A 26,431-nucleotide genomic window follows, 5' to 3' on the forward strand; every position below is an offset into this window, starting at 1 on the left:
TTCAAGAGCGTTCCAGAGAGATAACGGTCCTGCGCTTTTAAACCTGAAAGGACCCAGTCATGAGCAATCGCAGCCATCCCCGCACGCTCTTCAAAGGCGGCACCATCCTGACGATGGACAGAACGGTCGGCAATCTTGCCATCGGCGACCTGCTCGTGGAAGGCGACAGGATAGCGGCCATCGGACCGAACCTCGCCGTTACCGATGCAACGATCATCGACGCCTCTGACACCATCGTCATGCCGGGTCTGATCGACGCCCATCATCATATGTGGCTGGGCGCCATGCGCCGCATAATGCCGGATGTGCACGACCTCTTTGCCTATATCGATGTGGTCGCCGAAACGCTGGGCTGCCATTATCGCCCGCTCGACATGTATCTCAGCACCCGGCTTACGGCACTCGCCTGCCTTGACGCCGGCATTACGACCGTCATCGATGCCTGCCATTCCTCCCGCAGCCCCGAACACACGGACGCAGCGCTCGACGCCCTCGACGGCAGCGGCATCCGCGCCTTGCATATGGTCGGCGCCGCCATGGACAAAAAGGCGTCTGCCGCCCACCTGCCGGGCGATCTAAAGCGGCTTGCAGAGAACTGGAACCAGGGCGATGGCCTTGTGCGTGTCGGCCTGTTCGGCCAGCTTAATCTCGATTGGTGGAAGGTCGCCCGCGGCCTTGACATGCGCATTCTGACCGAGTTCATCGGCGATCTCGCCAAGCTCGGCCCAGAATTTGCCGAAGAGGGCGTGCTCGGCCCGCACAACATCTTCAATCATTGCACCCGCATTCCGCAGGAGACGTGGCGCCTCTTTGCCAATGCCGGGGTGAACATCACCGTCAATCCGCGTTCCGATGCGCTTTTCGGCTTCGATGACGAGAGTTTCGCCTATCAGCAAGCCGTCGACCATGGCTTAACGCCGGCTGTCGGCATCGATCTCGACACTGCCTTCGGCAGCGACATGTTCGGCGAGATGCACGCCCTGTTTTTGCAGCAGCGCTTGGCCATGCGTTACCGCAAATTCCGGGGCGAAGATAATGTGCCCCTGCCGATCACCGTCGAGCGCGTCCTTGAGGCGGCAACGGTGAACGGTGCACGGGCCGCGGGACTTGAGAGCGAGGTCGGTTCGCTGGCGCCCGGCAAGCAGGCCGATATCATCATGGTCCGCACCAACGGTGTCGCCGTCATGCCGATCAACAACGCTGTCGGCGCGATCGTCCAGGCTGTCGAGCGCTCGGATGTCGATACGGTCATGGTCGCCGGCAAGATCCGCAAGCATGGCGGAAAGCTGGTCGGCACCGATCTGATCAAGCTGTCAGCTGATATCACCGCGTCGCGCGACCACCTGCTGGAAAAGAGCGGCTATCACCTGGACCGCTTCGGCGCACCCGCCTCCGAGGAAGTGGCCTGAATCGGTGCCGCCACTTTTCGGCGGCGCTGCGACCCCACAGACTTTCAGAATGGAGGCTGTCATGTCAGCACCTGTCATCAATGATGCGGCCGAACCGAAGGCCGCTCCCGCATATCTTTCCCGTCCTGCCCCGGGGATCATTGCCGCGCTCTTTTGTGGCTATCTCGCGGTCGGACTTCCGCTTCCGGTTATCCCGCTATTCATCCACGACAAGCTCGGCTTCAACAATCTGGTCGTCGGCCTGGCGATTGGCATCCAATTCCTCGCCACCGTGCTCAGTCGCGGATATGCGGGGCGCTTGACCGATCTCAAGGGTGGTAAGCGTTCCGCCCTGCAAGGTGCCGCGATCAGTATGACCGCGGGCCTGCTCTATCTGGCGGCGGCCATGCCCATTCTCCCGCCGGACGTCAGCCTTGCAATTCTTGTTGTCGGCCGGCTGATTGCCGGTCTTGGGGAGAGCCTCTTCGTCACCGGTTGCGTCTCCTGGTCGATTGCCTCGGTCGGACCGCAGCGCGCAGGCATGTCGATGTCGTGGACCGGCATTGCCATGTTCGCGGCACTGGCCATCGGCGCGCCGGTCGGCATGGTTCTGTATCAGTCTTATGGCCTGGAGACCGCAATGATCGCCTGCATCCTTGCTCCGCTTCTCGCAGCCGCTATCGCATTTCGGTCGACCTCTTATACGAGCCCGGCAGGCCCGCGTCTGCCCTTTTACAAGGTCATCGGCCAAATCTGGCGCGAAGGGGCCGGGCTGATGCTGCAAGGAGTGGGTTTGTCGGGTCTTACCGCCTTTGCATCCCTCTACTTCGCAGCCCGCCATTGGGACAATGCCGGTTTGGTCATGACTGCCTTCGGCATCGGCTTCATCTTCGTGCGCATCGTCTTCGGTTCGTTGCCCGACAGCATGAGCGGCTATCGCATCGCATTCTGGTCGTCGGTGATGGAGGCAGCCGGCCAGGCGCTGATCTGGGTGGCGCCTAATGAATGGATGGCGCTTGCCGGCGCCCTGGTCACCGGGCTCGGTTGTGCGCTGATCTTTCCCGCTCTCGGCGTCGAGACGCTGAAGCGAGTGCCTGCCGCCAATCGCGGCAGCGCCATGGGCGCCTTCGTCGCTTTTCTCGATATCGCCTACGGCATTTCCGGTCCGGTCGCGGGCACCATCGCCGGACAGTTCGGATATGCAGCCGTCTACCTGTTCGGCGCGATCTGCGCCCTCGCCGGTGCCGCGCTTGTCCAGACCGCCCGCTCTTCACAATCCTGACCGTTGTTCCACATTGCCTGTGAGACTTGCTCACCGGCTACCAAAGGAGATTTCCATGTCCCGCATCTTCGTTTCCGGCTCGTCCACAGGTCTCGGCCTTATGGCGGCTGAACATCTAGCCGAACAAGGTCACCAGGTCGTGCTTCATGCGCGCAATCCGGCTCGCGCCAATGATGCCCGCCGCGCTCTCCCAAAGGCGGTGTCGGTCGTGATCGGCGATCTCGAGACCATCGCCGGTGCAAAGAATGTCGCTGCCGAAGTCAACAGACTCGGCCGGTTCGATGCGGTGATCCACAATGCCGCTGTCGGCTATCGCGAAGCTCATCGCCTCACCTCCGATGGGCTGCCGCATGTCTTCGCCATAAACACACTATCGGCCTACATCCTGACCGCACTCCTCGAACCACCGAAGCGACTGGTCTACCTGTCGTCCGGCATGCACCATCATGCAGCTGCCAATCTCGATGATATTCTCTGGAAAAAGCGCCGGTGGAACGGATCAGAGGCCTATGCCGAAAGCAAGCTGCACGATGCAATGCTCGCATTCGCGATCGCGCGACGTTGGAAGGACGTGTTCTCGAATTCGCTGGAGCCCGGATGGGTTCCGACCAAGATGGGCGGCCCTGGCGCACCTGACGACATGGCACAGGCCCATCTGACTCAAGCCTGGCTGGCAGCCGGCGACGACCCGAAGGCGGATGTAACCGGAGAATACTTCTATCATCTGAAGCGCCGGACCGCGAACCCGCAGGCTCATGATCCAGCGCTTCAAGACCGCCTCATCGCAATCTGCGAGGAGATCTCACGCGTGCCTTTGCCAAAATGAATGATCGGCGGTCGGTCCTTTCAGATCGGAGCTTGAGATCCATTGGAACTCGCACGGAACGCCCACTTCGTAAGAGACCACCGCATTCTCCTCGCAAGAAATGCGGTAGGGCCCATTGACGAAGAGCTGCGGCCTCGTGCTTTGAAATGGCGGCCTACCCGACCTCCGAAATCTGATGCCAGATGGCGGCGTCTACGGCCTTGCATGTTGGACGCATTAGACCTCCGCCGGAGGACATCGTGGACGCGCTCGAAAACGCTCCCGAAGCTTTCCTCGGACTGCTGGAAGGGCGGAATTTCGGTAAGCTGATCGTGCGTGTCGCACAGGGCTGATCGCGGCAGGCAGCCGTCAAGTCGGCGGGTATCGATCCTTCACCGCAATCTATCCGCAATAGCCTCGGCGACCTTTTTCGCCTGGACGCGAATATCCGGCACGGCGGTAATTTCCCAGAACTGGCCAGCGGTCAGCGCGCCGACGGCATAAATAACCGCATCATTGCCGGCCCAACCAGGAACGCGCGACTGGGCGTCGACCGTCAACCCAAGACGAAGCGGGTCCGCTTCGATCAGGCCTTTGCGTTGCATTTCCTGCAGCAATGGGGAATGCGCGATGCCTGCCCGTTCCATGCCAGTGCAGTTGACGATCCAATCCGCCTCAATCGACGCGGTAATGCTCTCGCCTCGAGGCCGGTAATGCACGGTCAAAGTCTCGGTTTTCTCGACATTCTGCAGGTAGCCCGCTCGGACAGAAACCTTACCGCTTCGCATCATCGTCTCAAACCTCCGGAAGACATCGGGGGCAACACGATGACGATGAACGTTCCACCACGGCAAAGCATGGCGTAAAAAGCGGCGGCGCTCAGCCTCCGGCAATCTCGACCAGAGAGCTTGCGTCTTCGGGCGCAAGCCATCCATGACCCTGCGCCAGTCCCCCGCATCTTTGCTTTCGCAACGGAGAATTTGCAGGAGTTCACTCATCCGCGTGGGCAAGGCTTCAACGTCGATGTCGACCGCCGGCTTCGGATGGCTGACATGATCGTGCGGAACGAGGCCGCGCCGTGACAGCACGACTATCTTTCCTTTAAAGCCGTGGGCGGACAGTGCCAAAACCTGGTCGATCATCGTCAATCCCGAACCGAGGATGCAGATCGTATCGGCCTTACCCACTCGTCTCAACCATGACAGCCGCCACGGGTTTTCGATCATATGGGAGCGCGCGTCCGCGGATAGTCGGGAAACATCAAACGGCAATTGTGCATTGCCGACGCCGAGACAGAGCACGATGCTTCGGCCGGCAATCTCATTGCCATTGTCCAATAAAAAGCCGAGTGCGGAACTATAGCGTTCGATACACCCCGTCGCTTTCGCCTTGATGAAGTCGACCCGGCAGCGGCCCTTCCTGTTGCGCAACAGAGCGGCCAGGCTATCTCGAATGTACAGGCCATAATCCTGCCTGGAGGCGAAATCTCCCGCATCCAGTGGCCGCCTGCGTTCCCGCAGCCATTCGACAAAGGCATTCGGGCGGTCCGGAAAAAGGCTCATGCGGCCCGCCGGCACATTCAGGCGATGCAGATAGAGCTCCGTTCGATAGGCGGTCCCGCGACCAAATCCGGGATCGTCGCCGACAATGGCGATCGATGCCGTTTCGGGTAGCAACTCCACGAGATTGCAGACGGTAGAGATAGCGGAAAAACCAGAACCCACGACAATGGCATCATAGATCATCGCAAGCCTTCTCCGCTTTCGAACGAGGCGAGGGAATTACCGATACCTCCCTTTCACCTGATCTAGGGCAGATGAATTGCCGAGCCAACATGCCATGGCGGCGTTGTCGGGAAATATTGGGGTCGCCCTACGCGCTCCGGCTCATGACCTCAGTTCGGCTTGCCACGCTTTCCAACGCGTGATCGCTTTAAGCTCGCCTGCGACGAGCTTTTGAAGCCTCCACAGATTGAGATCCCGAATTCCCCAAGCCTCGAGATGCTTCACCGTCAAATAGAGATATTCCGCACACGACCCTCTGGCGCCGCAAGCCCGCGCCAAGATGCCCGCGACAGCCTCCAATGGCAGCTTGGAAGTGACGTAGCTTCCCTTTGGATCCGCCCAGAAGACCAATGCCCGCACCGGGCCCTGATCGGTCTGTACCCGCACCCATCGAATGGTGGCCGCGTCTTCTAGGATTCCGATTTCCCGGCGAAGCATGCGCCTGATCTGGCCAAGGCGATCGCCGTCATCCAATCTGAAAGCGACGGCCTTGCAGTACCCGCCTCGCTTTAGTGCCAGCATGAGCCCGGGTTGCGCCTGCGATCCCCGCCATCGCGTCATCCGAAGACAGAAGGAGCGGTGCCACCCCTTGATCGCTCCCACACGCGCTTCCACGGCATCGAAATCAGGCTTCCAGATCAAGGAACCATAGGCGAAGATCCAGAGTGCATCGCCGTGCGACTGCTGATAGAGCCGCTCCGCCAGCGCATCCAGTTCGGCCTCGGTGATCGGTATGCGCAGCGGGTCCGGTCCCGGGTGGTGATCGAATTACCGGTGATGGAAGGATCGATGATCGAAGCATCGGTCCCCAATCCCACATTGAGAACACCGCCATCGACCGGCTTTGTCGTGTTCGATGCCGCATTCGCCGCGGTACCGATCATCGCCAAAAGAGAAAATGCAAGGGCGATGCCCCGCTTGCCTCGCTTCCCACCATTCACGCTCGAATATCTTTCGCTCATATCCCGTCCTTAATATTGGTCGCTGCCGCTCTGAGCATCTGCTCCGAAGGAGATCGGTGATCGAGCGGCGTGAACGGGATCATAATTGTCTATAAAAATGATAGACTAAAGCTATCCTGATGCGTTTATGAATGAGGAGACAGAAATCCGGTTCACTATATGCAGGCATGCCGGCAGCGAGCCGATGATGCCTTCTGCGTCGATTTGCGCTTGGCGATGGGCATTGTTCTTGAGCGACGATCCAAGGCTGAACCTGAGGTGGTTTGCTTTGAGCTCGCTCGGCAGGCGCTTGAGCGTGCCTTCGAATATGGCCGTTTGAATGTCTTACCGGCTCATTCTGAATCTTGCGTGGCAAGTCGTGCAGGTCTGCAGCATCAGGTGGAAGATATGCCCGGCAGGAATGGATGCCAGTTGCGCCTTGTTCTGGACGTGAACCCCGAACGGGCCTCCGCCCATCGCCTCGCCAGGCTTCATCCGCATGCTCTCTGTCATGGCTCCGCGGTTTTCGACAGCGGCCGCTTCCAGCGCCCGCGCATAATCGTGGAGATTATTCGCCAGACCGTTGAAACGCTCGCGTTCCGCTCCGATCTCGGAGCTGGCCTTCGAGCTCGGATCGTCCAGTCCTTGGGCGAAATGAGCAGCCAGCACCGTACCCGATCTGGCGCTGATCGCAGCGGCAGTCCTCTCGAATTCCATCGACGAATAGCGACCGGGATCGCGGAACATCTCCGCCATCGTCTTCGCGGCGGCTGCCATGGCTTTCATGTCGGCCTGCCTAAGTGCGACGACGTCTTGTTCCGCAAAACCGATGGAGGCGAGCACGGCGGCGAGAGCCACCAGGCTGAAGAGCGGCATCATTTTGGAAACTATCAGGGAAACCCGCACGTTTGATGGATCCAATAAAAGTTTGACGAAGCATGAAATCATCGCCGTCTGAAGTCCACCCTCTCGGTTGCGAAGCGGGCAAAAGGAGGCCGCCAAGCTACGCCGGCGAGGAATTCCTGGTTGTTCTTCCCGGTATCGCGCAAGAGGAAGCAATTGAGGTATGAATGTCCGCTGGCAGAGCCCCAAGAGTTGGCTTTGATGGTGCGCAATAGCAATGTAGACTGGCGAACTGTTCCGGATGTTGTCATACAAGCATAGGCCGATACGGAGTTCACATCATGGCGATTAGCGATGCTCGGTGGGAGCAAACATATCCAACGCTTTCAGCTCTTCAAATCGGCGCGGCGCGGCGCTTCGCGAGCGGTGAACCGCGCCGTTTCGGCCCCGGCGATATCCTCTATGAGATCGGCGCTCGCAACGTTCCTGCCTGGCTAGTTCTAGAAGGCTCGGCCGATGCAATTCACCGTGGCGCGACTGGGAGGTCATCCGTGATCGGTACCTACGGTCCCGGCCAGTTCACCGGCGAAACCAATCAATTGTCTGGCCATGCAACCCTGGCATCGGTCGTCGCGGGCGATAAGGGCGTATTGGCTATACCTTTCGATGCGCCGCATCTGCGTGCACTGGTGATCGGGTCGGCGGATGTGGGTGAGGCAATCATGCGCGCCTTTATACTCCGTCGCGTTGCGCTGATCGAAGAAGGGCGGATCGGGGGCGCCGGATCGATTCTGGTCGGGCGCCGGGATGCCCCCGATATCGTGAGATTGTCTGGATTTCTCACCCGGAATGGCTATCCCCACGCCCTCATCGCCGCATGCGAAGTCGAGGGACGCGAGTTGGTCGAACGGCTCGGCATCGCACCGGAAGATCTGCCATTGATGATCTGTCCAAACGGGACACTGCTCAGAAATCCGAGCGACGCAGACGCGGCGTCTTGTCTCGGCATCATGCCGGATCTCGACCCGAAGAATGTCTATGACGTGGCAGTTGTCGGTGCAGGCCCGGCTGGGCTGGCCACTGCCGTCTATGGGGCATCTGAGGGACTGTCCGTTCTCGTTGTCGATTCGCGGGCCTTCGGCGGCCAGGCGGGCGCATCCGCCCGGATCGAAAACTATCTTGGCTTTCCCACGGGCATCTCCGGACAGGCTCTTGCAGGTCGGGCCTTCAATCAGGCGACGAAATTCGGCGCCGAGGTTGCGATCCCGCTGACCGTCGGAAAGCTGAGCTGTCACGGAACCGATGCGGCAACTCCGTTCTCCCTTGAGCTTAGCAATGGATGTACTGCACGGGCACGTTCCATCGTGATCGCGTCGGGAGCGCGCTACCGTCGGCCCAATATTGCCAATGTCGAAGAGCTGGAGGGAGCTGGCGTCTCCTACTGGGCATCTCCGATCGAGGCCCGCCTCTGCGCCGGAGAGGAAATCACTCTGGTCGGCGGCGGAAACTCGGCGGGCCAAGCCGTTGCTTACCTCGCACCCCAGGTAAGTCGCCTGCACCTCGTGGTCCGGCGACCGCTCGAGCAAACCATGTCCCAGTATCTGATCGACCGGATAGCGGCATTGCCCAATGTCGAACTCCATGTGGGTATCGAGATTATGGGCCTGCATGGTAATCGAGAGACAGGCTTGACCGGCGCCACCTTCCGTGACATCCGGACCGGAGAGACCGAGGAATGTGTCTCGCGCCACCTCTTTCTGTTCATCGGCGCCGATCCCTACACCGGCTGGCTCGACGGCTGTGTCGCGACCGATGGAAACGGCTTCGTGCTCACAGGAGAACGCAACGGTGATGGCGAGCGACTGCCGCTGGAAACAAGCTGCCCTGGCATTTTTGCCGTTGGAGATGTACGCGCCGGCTCCACCAAGCGGGTCGCCGCCGCCGTCGGTGAAGGGGCGGCCGTCATTTCGCAGATCCATTCTTTCCTGGCGCGAAATGTCGCAAGGCAAGATCGGCACTAGCCGGCCACCGGCTGCAGGTCTTCCATCTCGGGAGGGCTGGCAACCTCATCGGCGTAACCTCCTGAGGTAAAGCAACTCCGGCGAAAGCGGGAACGAGTTTGGGTCCGGAATTGCGTGAAAATAAGGTGATAGAGCATTGAAGGAGCTGCTGTTTTCGCCTGAAATGCTCAAAGGATCGGTCCGCCGCCCGAGTTTTGCGGGCGGCGGATCGCTTCAGCCGGTCAAGCCTTCACAAAGGCCAGCAGGTCCGGATTGATGACGTCCGCATGGGTCGTCAGCATGCCGTGGGGGTAGCCCTTATAGACCTTCAGTGTTCCGTTCTTCAGGAGCTTGACCGACAATTCCGCTGAATCTGCGATCGGTACGACCTGATCGTCATCGCCGTGGAGAACGAGCGTCGGCACGGTAATCGCCTTCAGATCCTCCGTCTGATCGGTTTCGGAAAAGGCCTTGACGCCGTCGTAATGGGCCTTGGCGCTACCCATCATGCCCTGACGCCACCAGTTCTGGATGACACCGGGATAGATTTTGGCATCGGGGCGATTGAAGCCGTAGAACGGGCCGGTCGGCACGTCGAGGAAGAACTGGGCGCGGTTTTCGGCAACGCCTTTGCGGAAGCTGTCAAAGACTTCGATCGGCAGGCCGCCCGGATTGGTTTCGGTCTTCAACATCAGCGGCGGGACGGCGGAGACGAGCACAGCCTTGGCAACACGGCCCTGAGGCTCGCCGAATTTGGCGACGTAGCGCGCGACCTCACCACCGCCCGTCGAGTGACCGATATGAACCGCGTTCCTGAGATCGAGATACTCGGCTACGGCAGATGCGTCGGCTGCATAATGATCCATGTCGTGGCCGTCGCTGACCTGCTGGGAACGGCCGTGACCGCGGCGATCATGTGCCACGACGCGATAACCGTTCTGGACGAAGAACAGCATCTGCGCATCCCAGTCGTCGGAGGACAACGGCCAGCCATGATGGAAGACGATCGGCTGGGCATCCCTCGGACCCCAGTCCTTGAAATAGATATCGACGCCGTCCTTGGTTTTTACGAATGATTCGGTCATTGGAATGCTCCTTCAATGCAGGATGGAATGGATCTTGAAAAATGCGAGCGACGGCATGGCCATCGCACGGCGAGCGAGAGCTTACGGAGCGAGCCGCAGCTCGAGCGAGGTGACGCCGACGGCAAGGTTAAGTCCGGTATCGCCGTCGACGGCCAGCGGCTGCAGCGACAGGCTCTTCAAGCTTCCACCGACCAGGATTTCGGCATCAGCGCCCACCCCGAGGCTCGCGCCAGCGGTCACGCCGTCATAGGTGCCCTGCAAACCGCCCACCGGTTCGCGGGTGGCGTTGTAGACCAGCCAGACCATGCGGCCCTTGTCCACAGTTCCGACATCAAGGCCGAATTCCGTAATATTGCCAATGTAGTGCTGGACCGGCGCGTTTCCGCTCGGGGTGAAGGTGCAGGCCAGGTCCTGCCGGGTGCCGACTATGGCGCCGATCCCGGCGGAAACGTCGCAGTCTAGCTGGCCGACCTCGGCGCGCTCCGCATGGGAAACGCCGGGGACCAGGAGCATGCAGGCTGCAAGCATGGTAAAGATGGTGGTTTTCATCGGATGATCCTCTTCGCAACAGGGCTCAGCGGGCACGGCGGGTCGTTTCGAACAGGAACCATGCTCGGCGTTCCGTTTCGTCGATCCAGTTTTCAAGGATGCTGGTGGTGGCGTGGTCGTTGTGGGAGGAGGTCAGCGTGTGCAGCTGGCGCATCATTTCCACGAGCTGCAGATTGTCTTCGCGAAGCTCGGCCAGCATGTCGTCGGGAGTGACGAAATCCGCGTCGTTGTCCAGGAGACGCTGCACCCGGGCAATATGGCCGATGGAGCGAATGGTTGTTCCGCCGATCTTGCGGGCGCGCTCGGCGATATCGTCAGTCATGGCGAAGATCTGTTCACCCTGCTCGTCGAGCATCAGGTGGTAATCGCGGAAATGCGGGCCGGAGACATGCCAGTGGAAATTCTTCGTCTTGATATAGAGCGCGAAAACATCCGCCAGAAGCGCGGTCAGCGCGGCGGCGATGTCGCGGGTCGCTTCGGCGCCAAGGTCGGTCGGCGTTGCAAGGGCAAGCTTACGGTTTCTGGCAGTGGTGGTCGTATCCATGATCGTTCTCCTTGTTGCAGCCGGCCGCTCAGTGCTGAGCGACCTGCGGCTGCTGTCTGATCGGCGCTGAGGATAGGGAGAAGTATGGAGCCGGAGAAATCGGCTGCTTGTACAGTCGACCCGATACCTAAGTGTAGTTTCGGCAGATTCCGCCTTGAGCTAGCTTTTGTCCATCGCCTCTGCCCAAAGGCGACTGGCGCTCAGCCAGAAGCTCCGGTATCCCCTCCCCCGGAGCTGCGGATTTCCCTCCCAATCCGCTAAGGCCGTCTCCTGCCGCAGGAGACGGCCTTTTTTCTTTCGGCCTCTGGCATCCAGGCAATCTATTCGCTCCTGTGAGGGCGTTCCGAGCACGAGGAACCCTTACCCAAAGGATCGCGTACGGCGTGCAGACCCAGGCAATGAATGCAGATTTTTTGCGCCATCGAACAGCGTGCAGCCGGCCGGCCCGGTGGGCGCCAAATCGGATGTGAGGATTTTCATTAGCGCCGCCTTTATTTACCGCTATCCTGATGCCGCGACGACGGTGGCAACTAAGACCTATGTATAGGTCAGATGGTGTCGAAAAAACCGTATTATCGGCAAAAATCGCATCGGGGGAACAATGTCGATTGCGTCTATGATATTTCGAGCGCGCGAGCCGATAGGCGGCGCGCATATGGCGTTCGGTCTCGGGGCGTTTTCGCTGGCGGCCGTCGTATTTTATGTCGATACCTATACGGACATAAAGGGCGCGATCGCGGTGCTCTATGTCGTCACCGTCCTCTTGGCCGCGCAGGCGGTAAGCCGGTCGGGACTCATCGCGATCTCCTGCGCCTGTGCCATTCTTTCCCTGTTATCCTATGCCTTGACCCATGCACAGGATGTCGATCTTCAATCCGGGCTCAGGCTCGTCGTTGCACTCGCGGCGTTGACCGTCACGACCATGCTGCTTGTCAAAACAGAGACCAACAGACTGGCGCTGCTATCCGTCAACGCGGCGCTCAAGGAAAGCGAGGAGCGCTATCGCTCCATCTTCGACCGCACGCGGGTGGCACTCTGGGAACGCGACTATTCGAAGCTTCATACCCTGCTGATGAGCCTTAAGCAGCAGGGCATCACCGACATGCAGGCCCATGCCCGCGCCAATCCAGGCTTTACGCAGCAATGCATCGATCTCATCACGGTCGTCGCTTCGAATGAAGCCGGAAAGGAAATGCTGGGTTACGACTCCTCGATCCGCGGCACCCTTCAGCGATCGGTCGTTTCCTCGTCCGGCAAGTTCGTCGATGTGCTGCAGGCGATCATCGACAATCAGCGTGTCTTTGAAGACAAAGTGGTGGTGCGCACCGACAGCGGCGAAGACAAGCTTGTACTTCTTTCCATCAGTTTTCCCGCCGAGGCGACTTCCTTCAACCGCGTGGTGGTCAGCATGGTGGATATCACCCAGCGCGAAATGGCGTTGAAGGCGCTGGCTGAAGCCCAGGCGGAACTGACAAAGGCCTCGAAGGCAGCCACCGTGGGAGCCATGTCCGCGTCCCTCTCCCACGAGTTGAACCAGCCGCTCGGTGCCATCATTGTCAATGCGCAGACATTGCTGCGCTGGCTGGACCGCGATCCGCCGGATCTTGCCGCCGCCCGCCGCTCGGCCGAGCGCATGATCCGCGACAGCCAGCGCGCCAGTGAAATCATCCAGAACACGCGCGACTTGCTGGCCCATACGAGGGGTAAGATGGAAACCTTCGACCTCGATGAGTTCATCGATGAAACGCTGAGCCTTCTCGAACATGAGCTGGAGCGCAGCGGCGTTACAGTTCATGTGGAAAAAGAGGCTACGCCGCCGATAACGGCCGTCAGGATCGAATTGCAGCAGGTCCTCATCAACCTCCTTACCAATGCCATTCAGGCCATGGACGAGGCAGGCACTGGAAATCGCACCATCACGGTGCGGAAGGAACGCGAAGACAGGGAAAATATCTATATCACCGTTCAGGACAGTGGACCTGGTTTCCCCGTGCAGATGAAGGAAAAGCTGTTTTCGCCGTTCTTCACGACCAAGGCGACGGGAATGGGCATGGGGCTTTCCATCTGCCGCACGACATTGGAAACACGCGGCGGCAGGCTAACCGGTGACAATCATCCTCTCGGCGGGGCGGTCTTCACCATTTCAATGCCGATCAGCCAGGAGATGGAACATGCCTGAGCCACGTAAGACAACAAAGGAGACGCTGTCGCCCATCGTGTTCATCGTCGACGACGATGTGTCGATGCGGGAAGCACTGACCGATCTTTTCCGCTCCATGAAATTCGACGCCGAAGCTTTCGACAGTGCCGCAGCCTTTCTCGAAAAAGCCAATCTGAACCGGCACGGCTGCCTTCTGCTCGATGTGCGGCTTCCAGGCGTAAGCGGCCTTGATTTTCAGATGCAGCTGGAACGCGTCGGCAACAGGATGCCGATCATTTTCATGACCGGCTTCGGTGATATTCCAATGAGCGTGCGGGCGATGAAAGCGGGCGCGGTGGATTTTCTGACCAAACCCTTCAAGGAACAGGACATTCTCGATGCCGTCGCGGCTGCGATGGAGCGGGATGCATCACGACGACGCGAAAACGCGCAGAACGAGGCCGTCGCCTCCCTTGCAGGGCAGCTGACGCCACGCGAGCGCGAGGTCATGGGCGCCGTTGTCCGCGGCCTGATGAATAAGCAGATCGCCTATGAGCTCGGCATCAGCGAAGTCACCGTGAAATTGCACCGGGGCAATGTCATGCGCAAAATGGAGGCGAGATCGGTCGCCGACCTCGTGCGAAAAGCGGAACTGATCGACGATAAGCTCCGGCCACCTGTATCTTAGTATGGTATCTTTCAAGCGGGCATGAGCGCATAGAGACATAAGAACAACAGAAAAGGTCACTTGATTGTCCTCCGTTCCCATCATTGCCGTCGTTGACGACGACCAGGCCATCCGTGAAGCCATGGATGACTTCATCATGTCCTTCGGTTACGAAAGCCGCCTGTTTGCTTCTGCAGAAGAGTTTCTCGACTCCCATACGCAGGCGCAGATCGACTGCATCGTCGTGGATGTGAAGATGCCCGGACTATCCGGTATCGAACTCCAGAGCGAGCTCAATCGGCGCGGTCGACATCCTCCGATGATCTTCGTGACGTCCTATGCGGACGATCGTACCCGCAATGCCGCCCTGAGCGGCGGCGCCTTCGCCTTTCTCCGCAAGCCGGTCAATGTCGGCAATCTCATGGAATGCCTGGAATCCGCTCTCGCCGGGCAGACCTAACGCCGACAGCATTACCGTCGGAAGTGCTGTCAGCATCTTGCGACCGTCTGCCGTTCGCATCGCGTCTCGGCGCCCTTCCTATAACGTTTGCCCCATTCCCGATGGCTCAATACGCCCACCTTCCGGCGGGTGCCGATATCGGGCCGCCTGCTGCCGGCCTTAGCGGCTGCTAACACCTTCTGCAGAGACAAACTAGACCTCTGTATAGATGCCGAAACCTCCATCTCGCCGTAGCCTTTTCCCCAGATCAGCCTCTCCCTGTGAGGGCGGTGCGCTGAAGACACCATCACCAGTTCACGAGGCACGGCATGACCTCCATCAGCAAAAATGTGCATCCGCGCAAACCGCGCAAGCTTAGAATCGCCGTCGTTTTGTCGTTGGGCGCGCTCGCCCTTGTCGGTGGCAGTGCCATTCTGATCCGGGCCACCGAGCCGGCGCTTGCCGCTCCTGAGCAAGTGGCCGCAGCCGATGCGTTTCGAATTCTGACGCCGAAGGCGGTCGACCAATCGGGCAATATCGCCCCTTCCTTGCCTGCCGCCAGCGACGATGCGGCAGCCACGGCACTTCCTCCCGCTTTTGATAAGGCCTCCTGCATCGCCACCCGCGCCAGCAGGAAAACGGATCGGCACGATCCATTCCAGCCCCAAGCCTTCTGCCAGCTTCAGCGCCGGCTTCTCTATGCTGAACTGATGTACCGCATGGAGGTGCTGCGGCTCGGTTCCCAAACCCGCTTTATCCACCCCTCATCCCAACTCGCCATGAACAAGGAGTTCTGAAATGGAAACGTTCACCAGACGCGCAGTCCTCGCAATCGGCGCGGTCGGCGGCACCGCCCTTGCCGCCAGCGCGGCCGGAGCAGCATCTTTCGGCAATCCCGACCAGCCTGCCGAGGGAGCAATCAATGCCAATGGCGCAGGACTGAGCGATCCCGGCCCGAAGAACCCGGCGATCAACGAGCAGTTTCCCTCTTTCCAGAACCCGCCAGCGACCGACGTGGGCGACATGCAGCTCTTCTGGGGCTCGTTCAACAACGCCCCCAAACGTATCCAGAACGGCGGATGGGCACGTCAGGTGACCAAGTCGGACTTCGCGATTTCGGATGCCATGTCCGGCGTCAACATGCGGCTGGGACCGGGCGGCATTCGTGAGATGCACTGGCACCGTGCCGCGGAATGGGCGATCATGACCAATGGCCGTTGCCGCATCACCGTGCTCGATACGCAGGGTCGCGCCTATGTGCAGGACGTCGAGGCCGGTGATCTCTGGTATTTTCCGGCCGGTTACCCCCATTCGCTGCAGGGGCTTGGTCCCGACGGATGCGAGTTCGTCATCGTTTTCGACGAAGGCGACCAGTCCGAATATGGCACGTTGCTCTTGACGGACTGGCTGGCCCACACCTCACCCGAACTGCTCGCCAAGAATTTCGGCGTGCCACAGGATGTGTTTCGCAATATCCCCCTGCAGGATCTCTGGATTTTCCAGGGCAAGGAACCGGGTCCATTGTCGAAGGATCAGGAAGCCGTTGCCGGCGCCGGTCTTCCCCCTTTCCCCTTCACCTATAAACTTGCGGCATCAAAACCGCTGAAGGAAAATGCTGCTGGCGTTATTCGTCTTGCAGACAGCAGCGCCTTTACAGTGTCCAAAACCATTGCCGCTGCTATCGAAACCATCAAACCGGGCGGCGTGCGCGAGATGCACTGGCACCCGAATGCGGACGAATGGCAATATTGGATCAAGGGTCAAGGCCGGATGACCGTGTTCGACGCAGGCCCACGCAGCCAGACCGGCGATTTCCGTGCAGGCGATATTGGTTACGTGAAAAGAAGCCAGGGGCACATCATCGAAAATACCGGTAAGACTGATCTGCAATTCGTCGCGGTCTTCAAGACTGCCGAATACCAGGAGGTCAGCCTGTCTTCCTGGTTGACACACACGCCGCCGGCGCTGGTGGCCCAGCATCTCAACATCAGCATCGAGGACGCGGCGAAATTCCCCGCAAACCAGCCAGGCATCATGCCGGGGTGAGCCTTCGCATGCCTTCATCATCGGCGTTGCCACAGTGCCCGACGCCAGCCTTTTCCGTGTTGCCGGCGGCTCGTTCGCCGGCCTTTTCATTGCTATCCTCTTGCAGGAAGACGGCCACGACGTGAGAATCTGCGAACGCTTGTCATCCGGACTGACCGGAAGGGGCGCTGGCCTCGTGCCACAGACCGAAGGGTTCCATGTTCCGCGCGAGATCAGCTGCTCGACGGTCCTGGCCGGTGAGGAAGTTCTAAGGGCGAGCTCAATATACCGAGGCAAGAGCTGGACTGGATAGCGGACATACCGGTCTTCGCAACCGTCCTTGCCCAGCCGAGCACGCGCCATTGTGGCGTTCATGCCGTTTTCTTTCCCTACTCAGAGCACTCCGGCAAGTAGCCGCCTTTGGCGCCGGCTCTGAGGATTGCCGATTATCGCGTCGGGGTGCGTGCCTTCACCACGCGCCCTTCGTCCATGACGATGATCTGATCTAGGTGCCGGTGGCGCGAGACCCACTTCGTGCATACCACAACCATCGTCATGCCGCATCTCCGAGATCGACCATAAGATTGAGCACGCACTTGACCAGCGCGGGATCTGCGCATTCGTCACCTCGTTGAAGAGGACAACCGCCGGCTCCCCAGCGAGAGTACGAGCGATGTCAACGCGGCCGTCCTTCGGACAGACGTTGTCGAACTTGGCTCGATCAGGTGGATGTCTGAATGAATATTCGTTCCAAATGCTTTGGGCGATGAGAGGGATGTTGCCAGCCAAATGGCGAAAGTGGTTGGCGCCTTTGGCTCAAGGAGTCTTCCCAGCGCCGCTAATTCCCATTGCCATTGTCCAAGGTCAGGCACCAGCAACGGAAAGACGCTCCGAGCGGAGCGTCCATCCTGTGATCGTGATCAGGTGCTCAAGCGCTCCTTCAAGGATCATGTCAACGCTTGAGAAAATTGGTAAGTGTGAGGTCGATCAGCTCATCGCCGCGGCCATTCATCACCGTCTTCAACGCCCAGAGGCTGAAGCCCTTGACCTGCTCCGCCTTGATCTGCGGCGGCATGGAAAGCTCGTGGGTGTTCGTCACGACATCAAGCAAGGCCGGCCCGTTATGGGCCAGCACATCCTTGATCGCGCCTTCCAGTTCCGACGGATCCTCAACCCGAAGCGCATGAACACCGACCGCCCGCGCCAGCTCGGCGAAGTTCGGGTTCTTCAGCGTCGTCCCTGTTTCAATGAAGCCTGACGCCTTCATTTCCATGGCGACGAAACCAAGCGTGGAGTTGTTGAAGATGACGACCTTCACGGGCAGGTCCTGCTGCACGAGTGTCAGGAAATCGCCCATCAGCATCGCGAAGCCGCCATCGCCCGAAAGGCTGATGACTTGCCGGCCGGGATAAGCCGACTGCGCACCGATCGCCTGCGGCATGGCATTGGCCATCGACCCGTGGGCGAGAGACCCGATCATCCGGCGCTTGCCATTCATCTTTAGATAACGCGCGGCCCAGATCGTCGGCGTCCCGACGTCGAAGGTGAAGACGGCGTCTTCAGAGGCGTGATCGCTGACAAGCTTTGCCAGATATTGCGGGTGGATCGTTCGGCCAGCCTTGCCGGTCGCCAGATCATCCAGCCCGGCCCGCGCCTTGACGTACCGCTCCTTGCAATAGTCGAGATAGGCTTTGTTCGAGTTTGGCTCGACCAGCGGGAGGACCGCCTCGATCGTCGATTTGACGTCGCCAACAAGGGCAAGGTCGAGCGGCACGCGCCGCCCGAGATTTTCCGGACGTATATCGACCTGCACGACCTTGGCCTGCGAGGGGAAGAACTGGCGATAGGGGAAGTCGGTGCCCAGCATGACGAGCGTATCGCAATCTTCCATGGCGGCGTAGCCGGAAGAAAAGCCGATCAGGCCGGTCATGCCGACATCATAGGGGTTGTCCCACTCGACATGTTCCTTGCCGCCAAGCGCGTGGACGATCGGTGCATTGAGACGTTCGGCAAGCTTCAGCAGCTCGGCATGGGCTCCTTGGCAGCCACGGCCACAGAACAAGGTCGTCTTCGAACTGCCATTGAGGATATCTGCGAAACGGCTAATTTCGCTCGGCGGCGGTGTAACGGACGGCTGTGGCAGCGCGAATGCCGCCGGCTGGGAGATCTTGCCCGTGAATTCCGAAAGCGCGACGTCGCCCGGGATGACGATAACGGCTACGCCACGCTTGCCGATCGCCGCACGTATCGCCGATTCCAGCACACCGGGGAGCTGGTCCGGGTGGCTTACCATTTCACAGAAATGGCTGCATTCACGGAAAAGCTGGTCCGGATGGGTTTCCTGAAAATAGCCGCGTCCGATTTCCGCCGAGGGTATCTGGGCGGCAATCGCAAGAACCGGAACGCGCGAGCGATGGCAATCGAAGAGGCCGTTGATCAGATGAAGATTGCCCGGCCCGCAACTGCCGGCGCAGACCGCAAGCTGACCGGTCAGATGAGCCTCGGCACCGGCGGCGAAGGCCGCTGTCTCTTCGTGCCGGGTATGAACCCATTCGATGTCCTTGCGAACCCGCAAAGATTCCGTCAGCCCGTTCAAGCTGTCGCCGACAACGCCATAGATGCGGCGCACGCCAGCGCTATGGAGGACTTCGGTGATGACGTCTGCTGCCTTCTTGGCCATGATACACTCCTTGATGGTTAGTTTAAGATGTCGACCGCCGAGAGTTCCGCGGGATGCTCGCGCCGGCGATCGGCGTGAAAGATCGTAGGGTCGAGGGACGTCGTGGCGGGATTATTCAGTCAGTCCCGCCAGGGACATGATGATGCGAAGGCCCATGGCGAAGATGCCGAGGGCGACAACCGACAGGGACCAAATGGCAACCATCCATCCGAGCCGCTTGACCGGTCCGTGAACGAGGCTCTGGAGCACCATCAATGATACCCCTCGCCAACGGTCTGCTTGCCGCGAAACACGTAATAGGACCAGGTCGTATAAACGAGGATGATCGGGATGATCAGGAGCGTACCGACGAGCGCAAAGCCCATGCTTTCCGGCGGGGCCGCTGCGGCCCAGATCGTGATCGATGGCGGGATTACGTATGGCCACATGCTGATTGCGAGTCCTGTATAGCCGAGGAAGATCATCAATAGCGCGAGTACGAATGGTGCTGCGTGAACTTTGCGGCTTCGCAGCACCCGCAGGTGAAGCCAGGTCACCCCCAGAACCAATACGGGGACCGGGGCAAAGTAGAAGAGGTTCGGGAAACTCAGCCAGCGCGCTGCGACCTGCGGATGCATGAGGGGGGTCCAGACGCTGACGATAGCGATTACGATGAGGAGCGCGATGGCGATCCACTGTGCAAGATCGCGCATTCGCCGCTGCAGGCCGTCGGTCGTCTTCATAATGAGCCAGGTCGAACCAAGAAGCGCATAGGCGACCATAAGGGCGAAGCCGGTGAAGATGCTGAAGGGCGTGAAGCACTCGAGGGCTGTGCCGGTAAAGCGCGTGCCGTCAAGTTCGAAGCCGTTGATGAACGCTCCGAGCGCCACGCCCTGCGAGAACGTCGCAATATAGGAGCCGCCTGCGAACGCCCTATCCCAGAAGGGCTTGCGGCTATCGGGCGCCTTGAAACGAAACTCGAAGGAAACGCCCCGCCAGATGAGACCCGCGAGCATGAACATCAGCGGCAGGTAGAGGGCGCTGAGCAGGAAGCCGTAGGCGAGCGGAAAGGCGGCGAACATAGCGGCACCACCCAGCACGAGCCAGGTCTCGTTGCCGTCCCAGACCGGCGCCACGGTGTTGACCATGGCGTCGCGCTCCTGGCGGTCGGAGACGAAGGGAAACAGGATCCCGATTCCTAAATCAAAACCATCCATGATGACATACATCATGACGCCGAAGGCGATGATGACTGCCCAGATGAGCGGAAGATCGATACCCATCTCAAACCTCCGTGGTTTCGCGCTGCGGCGTGGGTGTGATGTTGTCGGGAACGGCCGAGAGCGGTCTGGCAGGGCGCTGGATCTTGCCACCATCCGGCGGGCTCGTGCTGCCGCGACCCTCATAGGGACCCTGCGCAACCATCTTCAGCATGAAGCCGATGCCCGTACCGAAGATCAGGAAATACATGACGATGAACATGACGAGCGTGACACTCAGCGTCAGGACCGAATGGTTTGAGACCGCATCCTGGGTGCGCAGGATTCCGTAGACCACCCACGGCTGACGACCGACCTCCGTGGTGATCCAGCCCGCAAGAACCGCGAGCAGTCCGGTCGGCCCCATACAGAGGGCAAATAGGAGGAAAAGCCTGATCTGGTAGAGCGTGCCGCACCAGCGCTGATATGCACCCCAGACCCCAAGCAGAAGCATGGCAAGGCCGAGGCCGACCATGATGCGGAAGGTGAAGAAAATGATCGTCGAGTTCGGTCGGTCCTGCGGCGCAAATTCCTTGAGCCCCGGGATCTTGCCGTGCAAGGTGTGGGTGAGGATCAGGCTGCCGAGATATGGGATCTCGATCGCATATTTCGTTTCCTCGGCCTTCATGTCGGGAATGCCGAAGGCGATAAGCGGCAGGCTTGTGGCGTTCGGATCGTTTTCCCAATGGCCCTCGATGGCCGCGATCTTCGCAGGCTGATGTTCGAGCGTGTTGAGACCGTGGGCGTCGCCCACGAACATCTGGATCGGTGCCACGAAAAGCAGCATCCACAGCGCCATCGAGAACATTTTGCGGATCGCTGGCGTCGAACGGCCATGCAGCAAATGCCAAGCCGCCGCCGCCGCGACGAACAGCGCTGTCGAAAGATAGGCGGCAAGCGTCATATGGGCCAATCGGAAGGGGAATGAGGGATTGAAGATGACCGCGAGCCAATCGGTCGGCACGACCCTGCCATTGATGATCTCGAAGCCCTGCGGGGTCTGCATCCAGCTGTTGGATGCCAGAATCCAGGTGGTGGAGATCAGCGTGCCAAGCGCGACCATGGCCGTTGCGAGCATGTGCAGCCCGGGACCAACCTTGTTCCAACCGAACAGCATGACGCCGAGAAAGCCTGCTTCCAGAAAGAAGGCGGTCAGGACCTCATAGGTTAAAAGTGGGCCGGTAACACCGCCGGCAAACTGCGAAAAGCCGCTCCAGTTCGTGCCAAACTCATAGGCCATGACCAGTCCTGAGACGACACCCATCCCGAAATTGACTGCGAAGATCTTCGACCAGAAGTGATAGAGCTCCACATAGACCGGATTGCGCCGGATCAGCCACAATGCTTCGAGTACCGCCAGATAGCTGGCAAGGCCGATGGTAATGGCCGGAAAAATGATATGAAAAGAAACAGTGAAGGCGAATTGTAGTCGCGCAAGTTCCAATGCGCTGAAACCCAGCATCGAGGTTCTCCTTCGCGTGAATGAGTGAAGGCGGATCAAAATGTCGATCGCTCATCGACGAGCGTCTGCATTACATTCACTGGAGGGCGTCCGAGCCGCAACTAAACGTAAGTATAGCTTAGCTATATCTTCTTATTAGCGCCTCAGCGCGGTTATACGGCCTAGCTCAATGTCTCCTCGGGACAAAATCGATCAGCCAGACGCAGCTGTCTGCTTGCATAGCTTCGTCGTACGCTGTGCACGACGCCTTCTCTGCCGCGAGGGCACAACTGAGAGGCGACGGCCCTGACATCGCGAGCGAACTGAACCTTGAGAGCGCGATATTGGCCGGTCGCGTCCCGGTACGAAGGTTTTTCGGGCGCACCTGCGCCGGACGAACCGGGATTGAATGGACGCGCCGTAACGTATCGCCCGCGGAGGGCCGGTCGTCTGCGATTGCTGAGGCAGTGTATTTTATCCCCGCCGAGATAGGAGCGGCAACTCTTGATGGGCCAACTGGATAACTGCCCTTAGAAGAAAATGAGTGCGTCGACCGGTACTGTATCTGGCGATTGCCGATTGCGGCAGATAAATATTCCGAAAGATGTCAGTTCGCGGGGTGGCGCGGATAGGTCTATGAATATTATCGTTGCTTATATGGGGTGGTCGGTGCTTGTGACGCTCCCATTAGCAATTTCACAATGTTGCGCCGTCTAATATAGTCCTGTGATTTAAGCCAAAAATCATTCAGCTTAGGTATCATTTTGTCTATCACCGCTTGCGTTTCGAGAACTTTTTCCAGCTTTACATACCGCTTCGCTGTATGCGCATTAATACAAATCACGGTGAAGAGATCAGCCAGTTCGTCCGCTCCCCTTCCTTCTATATTATAAATCAATTGTTGTATCTCGTTTTGGCTCTGGATTAGCCAACAGCATACGACTTCTCCATCCCGCTCGAATGTCGCTCGTAACGCTGAAATCCTATCGTGTCCGTCGTAACCGAATTGCACCTGTACCCGCTGACGTACGGCAGGAACATTCTTGGCCCGGACCATCTGCTCAACTTCGTAGTCTACGCCGAGAGACAGCGCCTCGATTAGGGCTTGATGGATAAGGTGATAACTTTGCGAATCGATGACCGCAGAACTCTCCACCTCATCTGACGGAGGTGGGTGAAATTTGTTGCAGGCGGTATCGCGCATGGGATTCTCCGTCGCGGATGGATGCAACAGGAATAGCCCATCTATCTCGGACGAAGGTGTAAAAAACTGCAAAATTTTCGATGTCGAGTGTAAAGGGACGTCGCGCCAGCGGCCGAGTTTCTTCTCCATCCTCCTGGTGCAATGAACAGAAAGTCTTCGAGATCCGGCTGACGTCATCGCCGAGAAACATCACATCCTCGATAAGGTCGGCCTTCAAAAATAAGAGCGAGCATAATAGTTGAACTGGGCGATGGTGCCCGCGCTCGTTTTCTTGCCGCCCGACTTGAAACTGCCGAATGACATTCCCGAAACTCCAGGCGCTCCTGTGAAAGCAAGCACGAAACAGTCGAGCGATTTCAGCGGCATCAATGAGATGCAACGCTCGACGCCGCCTCTTGACCTCAACGGAGGGGTAGAGCAAAACTGCTGCAACGCAGAATAAGAAAGTCTCGGTTTCCGACGCGGAATATCCCTTTAGACTGGAGGGGTAGCCGCGTGATTCTGTGCAGATATTGAGAGCATTTTATAATGTGGCGACTTTAAGGGTCCACCCTTGTCAAATCATAACGTCGATCGCTCCGTGATTTCATTCGGTCCTTTCTGCCTGTCGCCTGGAGCCAAGCAGCTCACGAAAGACGGCAAGGAAGTTGTGATGGGCGGACGCGCACTCGACATCCTGATCGCCCTCGTCGAACAGGCCGGCCAAGTCGTGTCCAAACAGGATCTGATGGCAAGTGCCTGGCCGAAACTGTTTGTCGAAGAGGCCAACCTTCGCGTGCAGATTACGGCTCTCCGGCGCATATTGAGCGACGGTCAAGAGGGACAGAGCTATATCGAAAACGTCGCGAGACAAGGATATGTCTTCTCGGGTCGGGTGACGGTCTCGACACCCGAAATTTTTCCGGTGGTGCAACCGCAGAGTTTATTGGCGTTTCACAATCTTCCCAGCCCGCTGCAAATCGTGATCGGTCGCGATGTGGTTGTCGCTGCATTAGCCGCTCACCTGGCCGAAAGGCGTCTGGTCACGATCGCAGGAAGCGGTGGCGTCGGAAAGACGACAACGGCAATCGAAGTGGGGCGCGGCTCCCTCCCTCTGCACGGCGCCGTGATTCTCGTTGATCTTGCCCGGATTTCGGACACTTTGCACGTTGAGAGCACGATAAAGGCGGCGATCGCTACGACGCTCAAAATCGCGCAGCAACCGTTGTCAGAGCCCCTGCCTGTCAAAGACCCATTGATCATCCTGGACAATTGCGAGCATCTTCTGGAGGCGACCGCGCAGGCGGCAGAAGAGCTATTGCGAAGTTCACCGCAAGCCAAGGTTCTGGCAACGAGCCGGGAGCCTTTACGGGCGGCCGGTGAATATGTCTTCCGCCTTTCCGGCCTCGAGGTACCCCCTGCTGACCACGATGCTTCTTCCATCGACTTTCTCAGCTTTGCGGCTGTCCGTCTTTTCGTGGAAAGGGCTGCGGCTGTGCTGGGCAGCTATGTCCCGCGCCCGGCGGACGTTCCTGTCATTGTCGAGCTCTGTCGACGCTTTGATGGAATGCCATTGGCGATCGAGCTGGCGGCGGGACGCGTCGATGCTTACGGCGTCCACGGTCTCGGGCAGCACCTCGACGATGCCTTCCAGTTGCTGACCTTCGGCCAACGCACCGCGCTACCGCGCCATCAGACATTACAGGCCGCCCTCAACTGGAGCTATGACCAGCTATCCGACAGTGAAAAGACTACTTTCTCCCGACTGGCGGTATTCCCGGGCCTTTTCTCTCTCGACGCCGGCGCGGAGGTCGCTTCCATCGCCGAGCCGATCTGGAGTACGACCGAAGACATTGCCAGTCTCGTCATGAAATCGCTTATCAGCGCCGATTTCACACAGGCGGTACCACGCTATAGGCTGCTTGAGACGACGCGGGTGTATGCCCGGGCCAAACTTCGCGAACGTGGAGAATTCGACCGTCTGAGTAAACGCCATGCGACCTACGTCAGGACGAAGTTGGAAAGTTTCGACCGGCATGATGCGCATGCGGAGAGCCCAGAACGGACAAGCAGTTTTGCGGGCCTGGTTGATGATCTTCGTGCCTGCTTGGCCTGGTGCTTCGGTCCGAATGGTGACGCCGAACTCGGGGTGGAACTCGCGACAGCATCATCCACTGTCTGGTTTGAGCTTTCGCTTGTCAGCGAAGCCCGTGTTTATTTCGAACGTGCAGCAGCAGCACTTGAGGAACGCGGTCAAGCCGACCCTGCCCGGCTGATATCGCTGCTGAGTTCATTGGGAACGGCCCTGGTCTATACGATTGGGCCTGGGCCCGAAATCGAGACGCTGTGGACCAGGGCGGCGCGGCTCGCCGAGGCTTCGGGTGATGCATCTCTGAAGCTCGACGCCTTGTATGGCAATTGGCTTTCCGAACTTGCGGCAGGCAAATATCGCCGCTCGCTGGCGACCGCCGAATCATTCCGGAAAGTGGCATATGTCGGGGCGGAGAAAGCCCCGGGAGCAAAGATCGGAGAGCGGCTGATCGGCATTTCGCAACTTTATCTGGGGCATATCACCCAGGCGTATGACAGCCTTGAGCGCTTTATCAGTAGCCAGCCGCCAGCGTTGAGCACGATCGTACGGATGCAGTATGACCAAAGCGCGAGCGCGAGCGCCTATAAAGCTATGACGTTGTGGCTGCTGGGTAAGCCGGAGGAAGCTCTCGCATCTGCCGCGAGCTGCGTCGATGATGCCCTGGCGCGTGGGCACACGTCCACCCTTTCGCTCGTGTTGGCCGAGGCAGGGTGCCCGGTGCCATTCTTTGCCGGCGCACTGGCCGTGATGGAAGAGCGAGTGGATCTGCTGCAATATACGTCTGGGCGGCAAGCGTTTGGACCGTGGCGAGCTTGGGGGCGTTGCTTTCGCGGCGCCCTTTCCCTTAGTCGGGGTACACATGGTGACGCAGTCGAGCAACTTTCGGGCGGACTTGACGAACTGGAGCGTACCCGATGGCCGGTTCGACGCTCGCTCTTTCTGTGCCTTCTCTCCCAGGCTCTGCTGGGCTGCGGTCGCGGAGACGAAGGATTGCTCCGAATCGACGACGCGCTGGCGATGTGCGCCGAAAGCGGTGAGGCGTGGCATCTGCCCGAACTGCTGCGGGTTAAGGCGGAGCTGATGCACCCTGAACGGCCGCAGGATGCGTTTGCCTGTCTACGGCAAGCCCAGGCGATTGCAGAACGCAACAAGATGGTCGCTTGGCAAATTCGCTGCAGAGAAACGGCGTTGAGGCTCTCCCAAACAAGCGATACGACGGAGCCTGTCGCTCTCGAGCCGGACCGTAGGATCGAGCGTCGCCAAATCACAAAAGTCGTCCCGACGCAGGTGCAGTGAATAGGAGAT

Annotated in this window: 20 protein-coding genes and 2 pseudogenes; 11 read left to right on the plus strand and 11 right to left on the minus strand. The window is 59.2% G+C overall.

Annotated features, from left to right (window positions below):
- Positions 1-59: 59 nt before the first annotated feature.
- The 4 genes and pseudogenes from DQ393_RS32660 to DQ393_RS33705 all read left to right on the plus strand — a co-directional run.
- Positions 60-1,409, plus strand: coding sequence for an amidohydrolase family protein (locus DQ393_RS32660; RefSeq protein WP_112345807.1), 1,350 nt, complete (start codon positions 60-62; stop codon positions 1,407-1,409).
- Between the two features lie 61 nt (positions 1,410-1,470).
- Complete coding sequence (locus tag DQ393_RS32665) at positions 1,471-2,670, plus strand: arabinose transporter (RefSeq protein ID WP_112345808.1); 1,200 nt, start codon at positions 1,471-1,473, stop codon at positions 2,668-2,670.
- Between the two features lie 55 nt (positions 2,671-2,725).
- The gene (locus DQ393_RS32670; protein WP_112345809.1) at positions 2,726-3,496 is read left to right on the plus strand and encodes an SDR family NAD(P)-dependent oxidoreductase; all 771 of its coding nucleotides are present in this window, start codon (positions 2,726-2,728) and stop codon (positions 3,494-3,496) included.
- 230 nt (positions 3,497-3,726) lie between these two features.
- Positions 3,727-3,828, plus strand: a pseudogene (locus DQ393_RS33705) (zinc-binding dehydrogenase); the annotation flags it as partial.
- Between the two features lie 39 nt (positions 3,829-3,867).
- Here the strand turns inward: DQ393_RS33705 and DQ393_RS32675 are convergent.
- From DQ393_RS32675 to DQ393_RS32690, 3 genes and pseudogenes are all read right to left on the minus strand, one after another.
- On the minus strand, positions 3,868-5,220 hold the full coding sequence (locus DQ393_RS32675) for an FAD/NAD(P)-binding protein (protein ID WP_112345810.1): 1,353 nt from the start codon (positions 5,218-5,220) through the stop codon (positions 3,868-3,870).
- Positions 5,221-5,361: 141 nt separating this feature from the next.
- A pseudogene (locus tag DQ393_RS32680) lies at positions 5,362-6,012 on the minus strand (gamma-glutamylcyclotransferase); the annotation flags it as partial.
- Between the two features lie 533 nt (positions 6,013-6,545).
- On the minus strand, positions 6,546-7,076 hold the full coding sequence (locus tag DQ393_RS32690) for a cytochrome c (protein WP_112345927.1): 531 nt from the start codon (positions 7,074-7,076) through the stop codon (positions 6,546-6,548).
- Positions 7,077-7,384: 308 nt separating this feature from the next.
- Here DQ393_RS32690 and DQ393_RS32695 point away from each other — a divergent pair, with 308 nt between their 5' ends.
- Positions 7,385-9,064, plus strand: coding sequence for an FAD-dependent oxidoreductase (locus DQ393_RS32695; protein ID WP_181592467.1), 1,680 nt, complete (start codon positions 7,385-7,387; stop codon positions 9,062-9,064).
- Positions 9,065-9,285: 221 nt separating this feature from the next.
- Here DQ393_RS32695 and DQ393_RS33655 read toward each other — a convergent pair whose 3' ends face one another.
- From DQ393_RS33655 to DQ393_RS32705, 3 genes are all read right to left on the minus strand, one after another.
- Positions 9,286-10,128 carry an alpha/beta fold hydrolase gene (locus tag DQ393_RS33655; protein WP_181592468.1) on the minus strand — a complete coding sequence of 281 codons (843 nt, stop codon included), beginning with the start codon at positions 10,126-10,128 and terminating at the stop codon, positions 9,286-9,288.
- A gap of 81 nt (positions 10,129-10,209) precedes the next feature.
- Positions 10,210-10,677: a DUF992 domain-containing protein gene (locus DQ393_RS33660; protein WP_181592469.1), complete on the minus strand. Its 468-nt coding sequence runs from the start codon at positions 10,675-10,677 to the stop codon at positions 10,210-10,212.
- A 25-nt stretch (positions 10,678-10,702) separates the two neighbouring features.
- A complete protein-coding gene (locus tag DQ393_RS32705; RefSeq protein ID WP_112345813.1) occupies positions 10,703-11,221 on the minus strand; it encodes a Dps family protein in 519 nt (172 codons plus the stop codon).
- 655 nt (positions 11,222-11,876) lie between these two features.
- Here DQ393_RS32705 and DQ393_RS32710 point away from each other — a divergent pair.
- The 5 genes from DQ393_RS32710 (at position 11,877) to DQ393_RS32730 (ending at position 16,513) form a co-directional block, all read left to right on the plus strand.
- The gene (locus DQ393_RS32710) at positions 11,877-13,400 is read left to right on the plus strand and encodes a sensor histidine kinase (RefSeq protein ID WP_432422052.1); all 1,524 of its coding nucleotides are present in this window, start codon (positions 11,877-11,879) and stop codon (positions 13,398-13,400) included.
- Positions 13,393-14,049, plus strand: coding sequence for a response regulator transcription factor (locus DQ393_RS32715; protein ID WP_112345815.1), 657 nt, complete (start codon positions 13,393-13,395; stop codon positions 14,047-14,049). Before DQ393_RS32710 ends, DQ393_RS32715 begins: the two co-directional genes overlap by 8 nt.
- Before the next feature lie 64 nt (positions 14,050-14,113).
- Complete coding sequence (locus DQ393_RS32720; protein ID WP_112345816.1) at positions 14,114-14,488, plus strand: response regulator transcription factor; 375 nt, start codon at positions 14,114-14,116, stop codon at positions 14,486-14,488.
- A 308-nt stretch (positions 14,489-14,796) separates the two neighbouring features.
- Positions 14,797-15,264, plus strand: a complete 468-nt coding sequence (locus tag DQ393_RS32725) for a hypothetical protein (protein WP_112345817.1) — start codon at positions 14,797-14,799, stop codon at positions 15,262-15,264.
- Position 15,265: 1 nt separating this feature from the next.
- Entirely contained in the window at positions 15,266-16,513 is a 1,248-nt protein-coding gene (locus tag DQ393_RS32730) for an oxalate decarboxylase family bicupin (protein WP_112345818.1), read from the plus strand.
- 931 nt (positions 16,514-17,444) lie between these two features.
- Here the strand turns inward: DQ393_RS32730 and poxB are convergent.
- From poxB to DQ393_RS32760, 5 genes are all read right to left on the minus strand, one after another.
- Positions 17,445-19,172 carry a ubiquinone-dependent pyruvate dehydrogenase gene (gene poxB, locus DQ393_RS32740; protein WP_112345819.1) on the minus strand — a complete coding sequence of 576 codons (1,728 nt, stop codon included), beginning with the start codon at positions 19,170-19,172 and terminating at the stop codon, positions 17,445-17,447.
- A 111-nt stretch (positions 19,173-19,283) separates the two neighbouring features.
- Complete coding sequence (locus DQ393_RS32745) at positions 19,284-19,424, minus strand: DUF2474 domain-containing protein (RefSeq protein ID WP_112345820.1); 141 nt, start codon at positions 19,422-19,424, stop codon at positions 19,284-19,286.
- Complete coding sequence (cydB, locus tag DQ393_RS32750) at positions 19,424-20,434, minus strand: cytochrome d ubiquinol oxidase subunit II (RefSeq protein ID WP_112345821.1); 1,011 nt, start codon at positions 20,432-20,434, stop codon at positions 19,424-19,426. Before cydB ends, DQ393_RS32745 begins: the two co-directional genes overlap by 1 nt.
- A gap of 1 nt (position 20,435) precedes the next feature.
- Complete coding sequence (locus DQ393_RS32755; RefSeq protein WP_112345822.1) at positions 20,436-21,872, minus strand: cytochrome ubiquinol oxidase subunit I; 1,437 nt, start codon at positions 21,870-21,872, stop codon at positions 20,436-20,438.
- Between the two features lie 622 nt (positions 21,873-22,494).
- On the minus strand, positions 22,495-23,055 hold the full coding sequence (locus DQ393_RS32760; protein WP_146759015.1) for a hypothetical protein: 561 nt from the start codon (positions 23,053-23,055) through the stop codon (positions 22,495-22,497).
- 553 nt (positions 23,056-23,608) lie between these two features.
- Between DQ393_RS32760 and DQ393_RS32765 the strand changes: the two genes are divergently transcribed.
- Positions 23,609-26,422 (plus strand): ATP-binding protein, encoded by a 2,814-nt coding sequence (locus DQ393_RS32765; protein WP_146759016.1) that lies wholly within the window; start codon positions 23,609-23,611, stop codon positions 26,420-26,422.
- The last annotated feature ends 9 nt before the right edge of the window (positions 26,423-26,431 follow it).

Origin of the sequence: Martinezella tropici (genome assembly GCF_003287875.1) — a bacterium.
Lineage (GTDB): Bacteria > Pseudomonadota > Alphaproteobacteria > Rhizobiales > Rhizobiaceae > Rhizobium > Rhizobium tropici_C.

What these genes read in the sequence shown, in the direction of transcription:
- DQ393_RS32660 (WP_112345807.1), top strand. Translation starts at nt 60, where the DNA reads ATGAGCAATCGCAGCCATCCCCGCACGCTCTTCAAAGGCGGCACCATC.
- DQ393_RS32665 (WP_112345808.1), top strand. Translation starts at nt 1,471, where the DNA reads ATGTCAGCACCTGTCATCAATGATGCGGCCGAACCGAAGGCCGCTCCC.
- DQ393_RS32670 (WP_112345809.1), top strand. Translation starts at nt 2,726, where the DNA reads ATGTCCCGCATCTTCGTTTCCGGCTCGTCCACAGGTCTCGGCCTTATG.
- DQ393_RS32675 (WP_112345810.1), bottom strand. Translation starts at nt 5,220, where the DNA reads ATGATCTATGATGCCATTGTCGTGGGTTCTGGTTTTTCCGCTATCTCT.
- DQ393_RS32690 (WP_112345927.1), bottom strand. Translation starts at nt 7,076, where the DNA reads ATGCCGCTCTTCAGCCTGGTGGCTCTCGCCGCCGTGCTCGCCTCCATC.
- DQ393_RS32695 (WP_181592467.1), top strand. Translation starts at nt 7,385, where the DNA reads ATGGCGATTAGCGATGCTCGGTGGGAGCAAACATATCCAACGCTTTCA.
- DQ393_RS33655 (WP_181592468.1), bottom strand. Translation starts at nt 10,128, where the DNA reads ATGACCGAATCATTCGTAAAAACCAAGGACGGCGTCGATATCTATTTC.
- DQ393_RS33660 (WP_181592469.1), bottom strand. Translation starts at nt 10,677, where the DNA reads ATGAAAACCACCATCTTTACCATGCTTGCAGCCTGCATGCTCCTGGTC.
- DQ393_RS32705 (WP_112345813.1), bottom strand. Translation starts at nt 11,221, where the DNA reads ATGGATACGACCACCACTGCCAGAAACCGTAAGCTTGCCCTTGCAACG.
- DQ393_RS32710 (WP_432422052.1), top strand. Translation starts at nt 11,877, where the DNA reads ATGGCGTTCGGTCTCGGGGCGTTTTCGCTGGCGGCCGTCGTATTTTAT.
- DQ393_RS32715 (WP_112345815.1), top strand. Translation starts at nt 13,393, where the DNA reads ATGCCTGAGCCACGTAAGACAACAAAGGAGACGCTGTCGCCCATCGTG.
- DQ393_RS32725 (WP_112345817.1), top strand. Translation starts at nt 14,797, where the DNA reads ATGACCTCCATCAGCAAAAATGTGCATCCGCGCAAACCGCGCAAGCTT.
- DQ393_RS32730 (WP_112345818.1), top strand. Translation starts at nt 15,266, where the DNA reads ATGGAAACGTTCACCAGACGCGCAGTCCTCGCAATCGGCGCGGTCGGC.
- poxB (WP_112345819.1), bottom strand. Translation starts at nt 19,172, where the DNA reads ATGGCCAAGAAGGCAGCAGACGTCATCACCGAAGTCCTCCATAGCGCT.
- DQ393_RS32745 (WP_112345820.1), bottom strand. Translation starts at nt 19,424, where the DNA reads ATGGTGCTCCAGAGCCTCGTTCACGGACCGGTCAAGCGGCTCGGATGG.
- cydB (WP_112345821.1), bottom strand. Translation starts at nt 20,434, where the DNA reads ATGGGTATCGATCTTCCGCTCATCTGGGCAGTCATCATCGCCTTCGGC.
- DQ393_RS32755 (WP_112345822.1), bottom strand. Translation starts at nt 21,872, where the DNA reads ATGCTGGGTTTCAGCGCATTGGAACTTGCGCGACTACAATTCGCCTTC.
- DQ393_RS32760 (WP_146759015.1), bottom strand. Translation starts at nt 23,055, where the DNA reads ATGCGCGATACCGCCTGCAACAAATTTCACCCACCTCCGTCAGATGAG.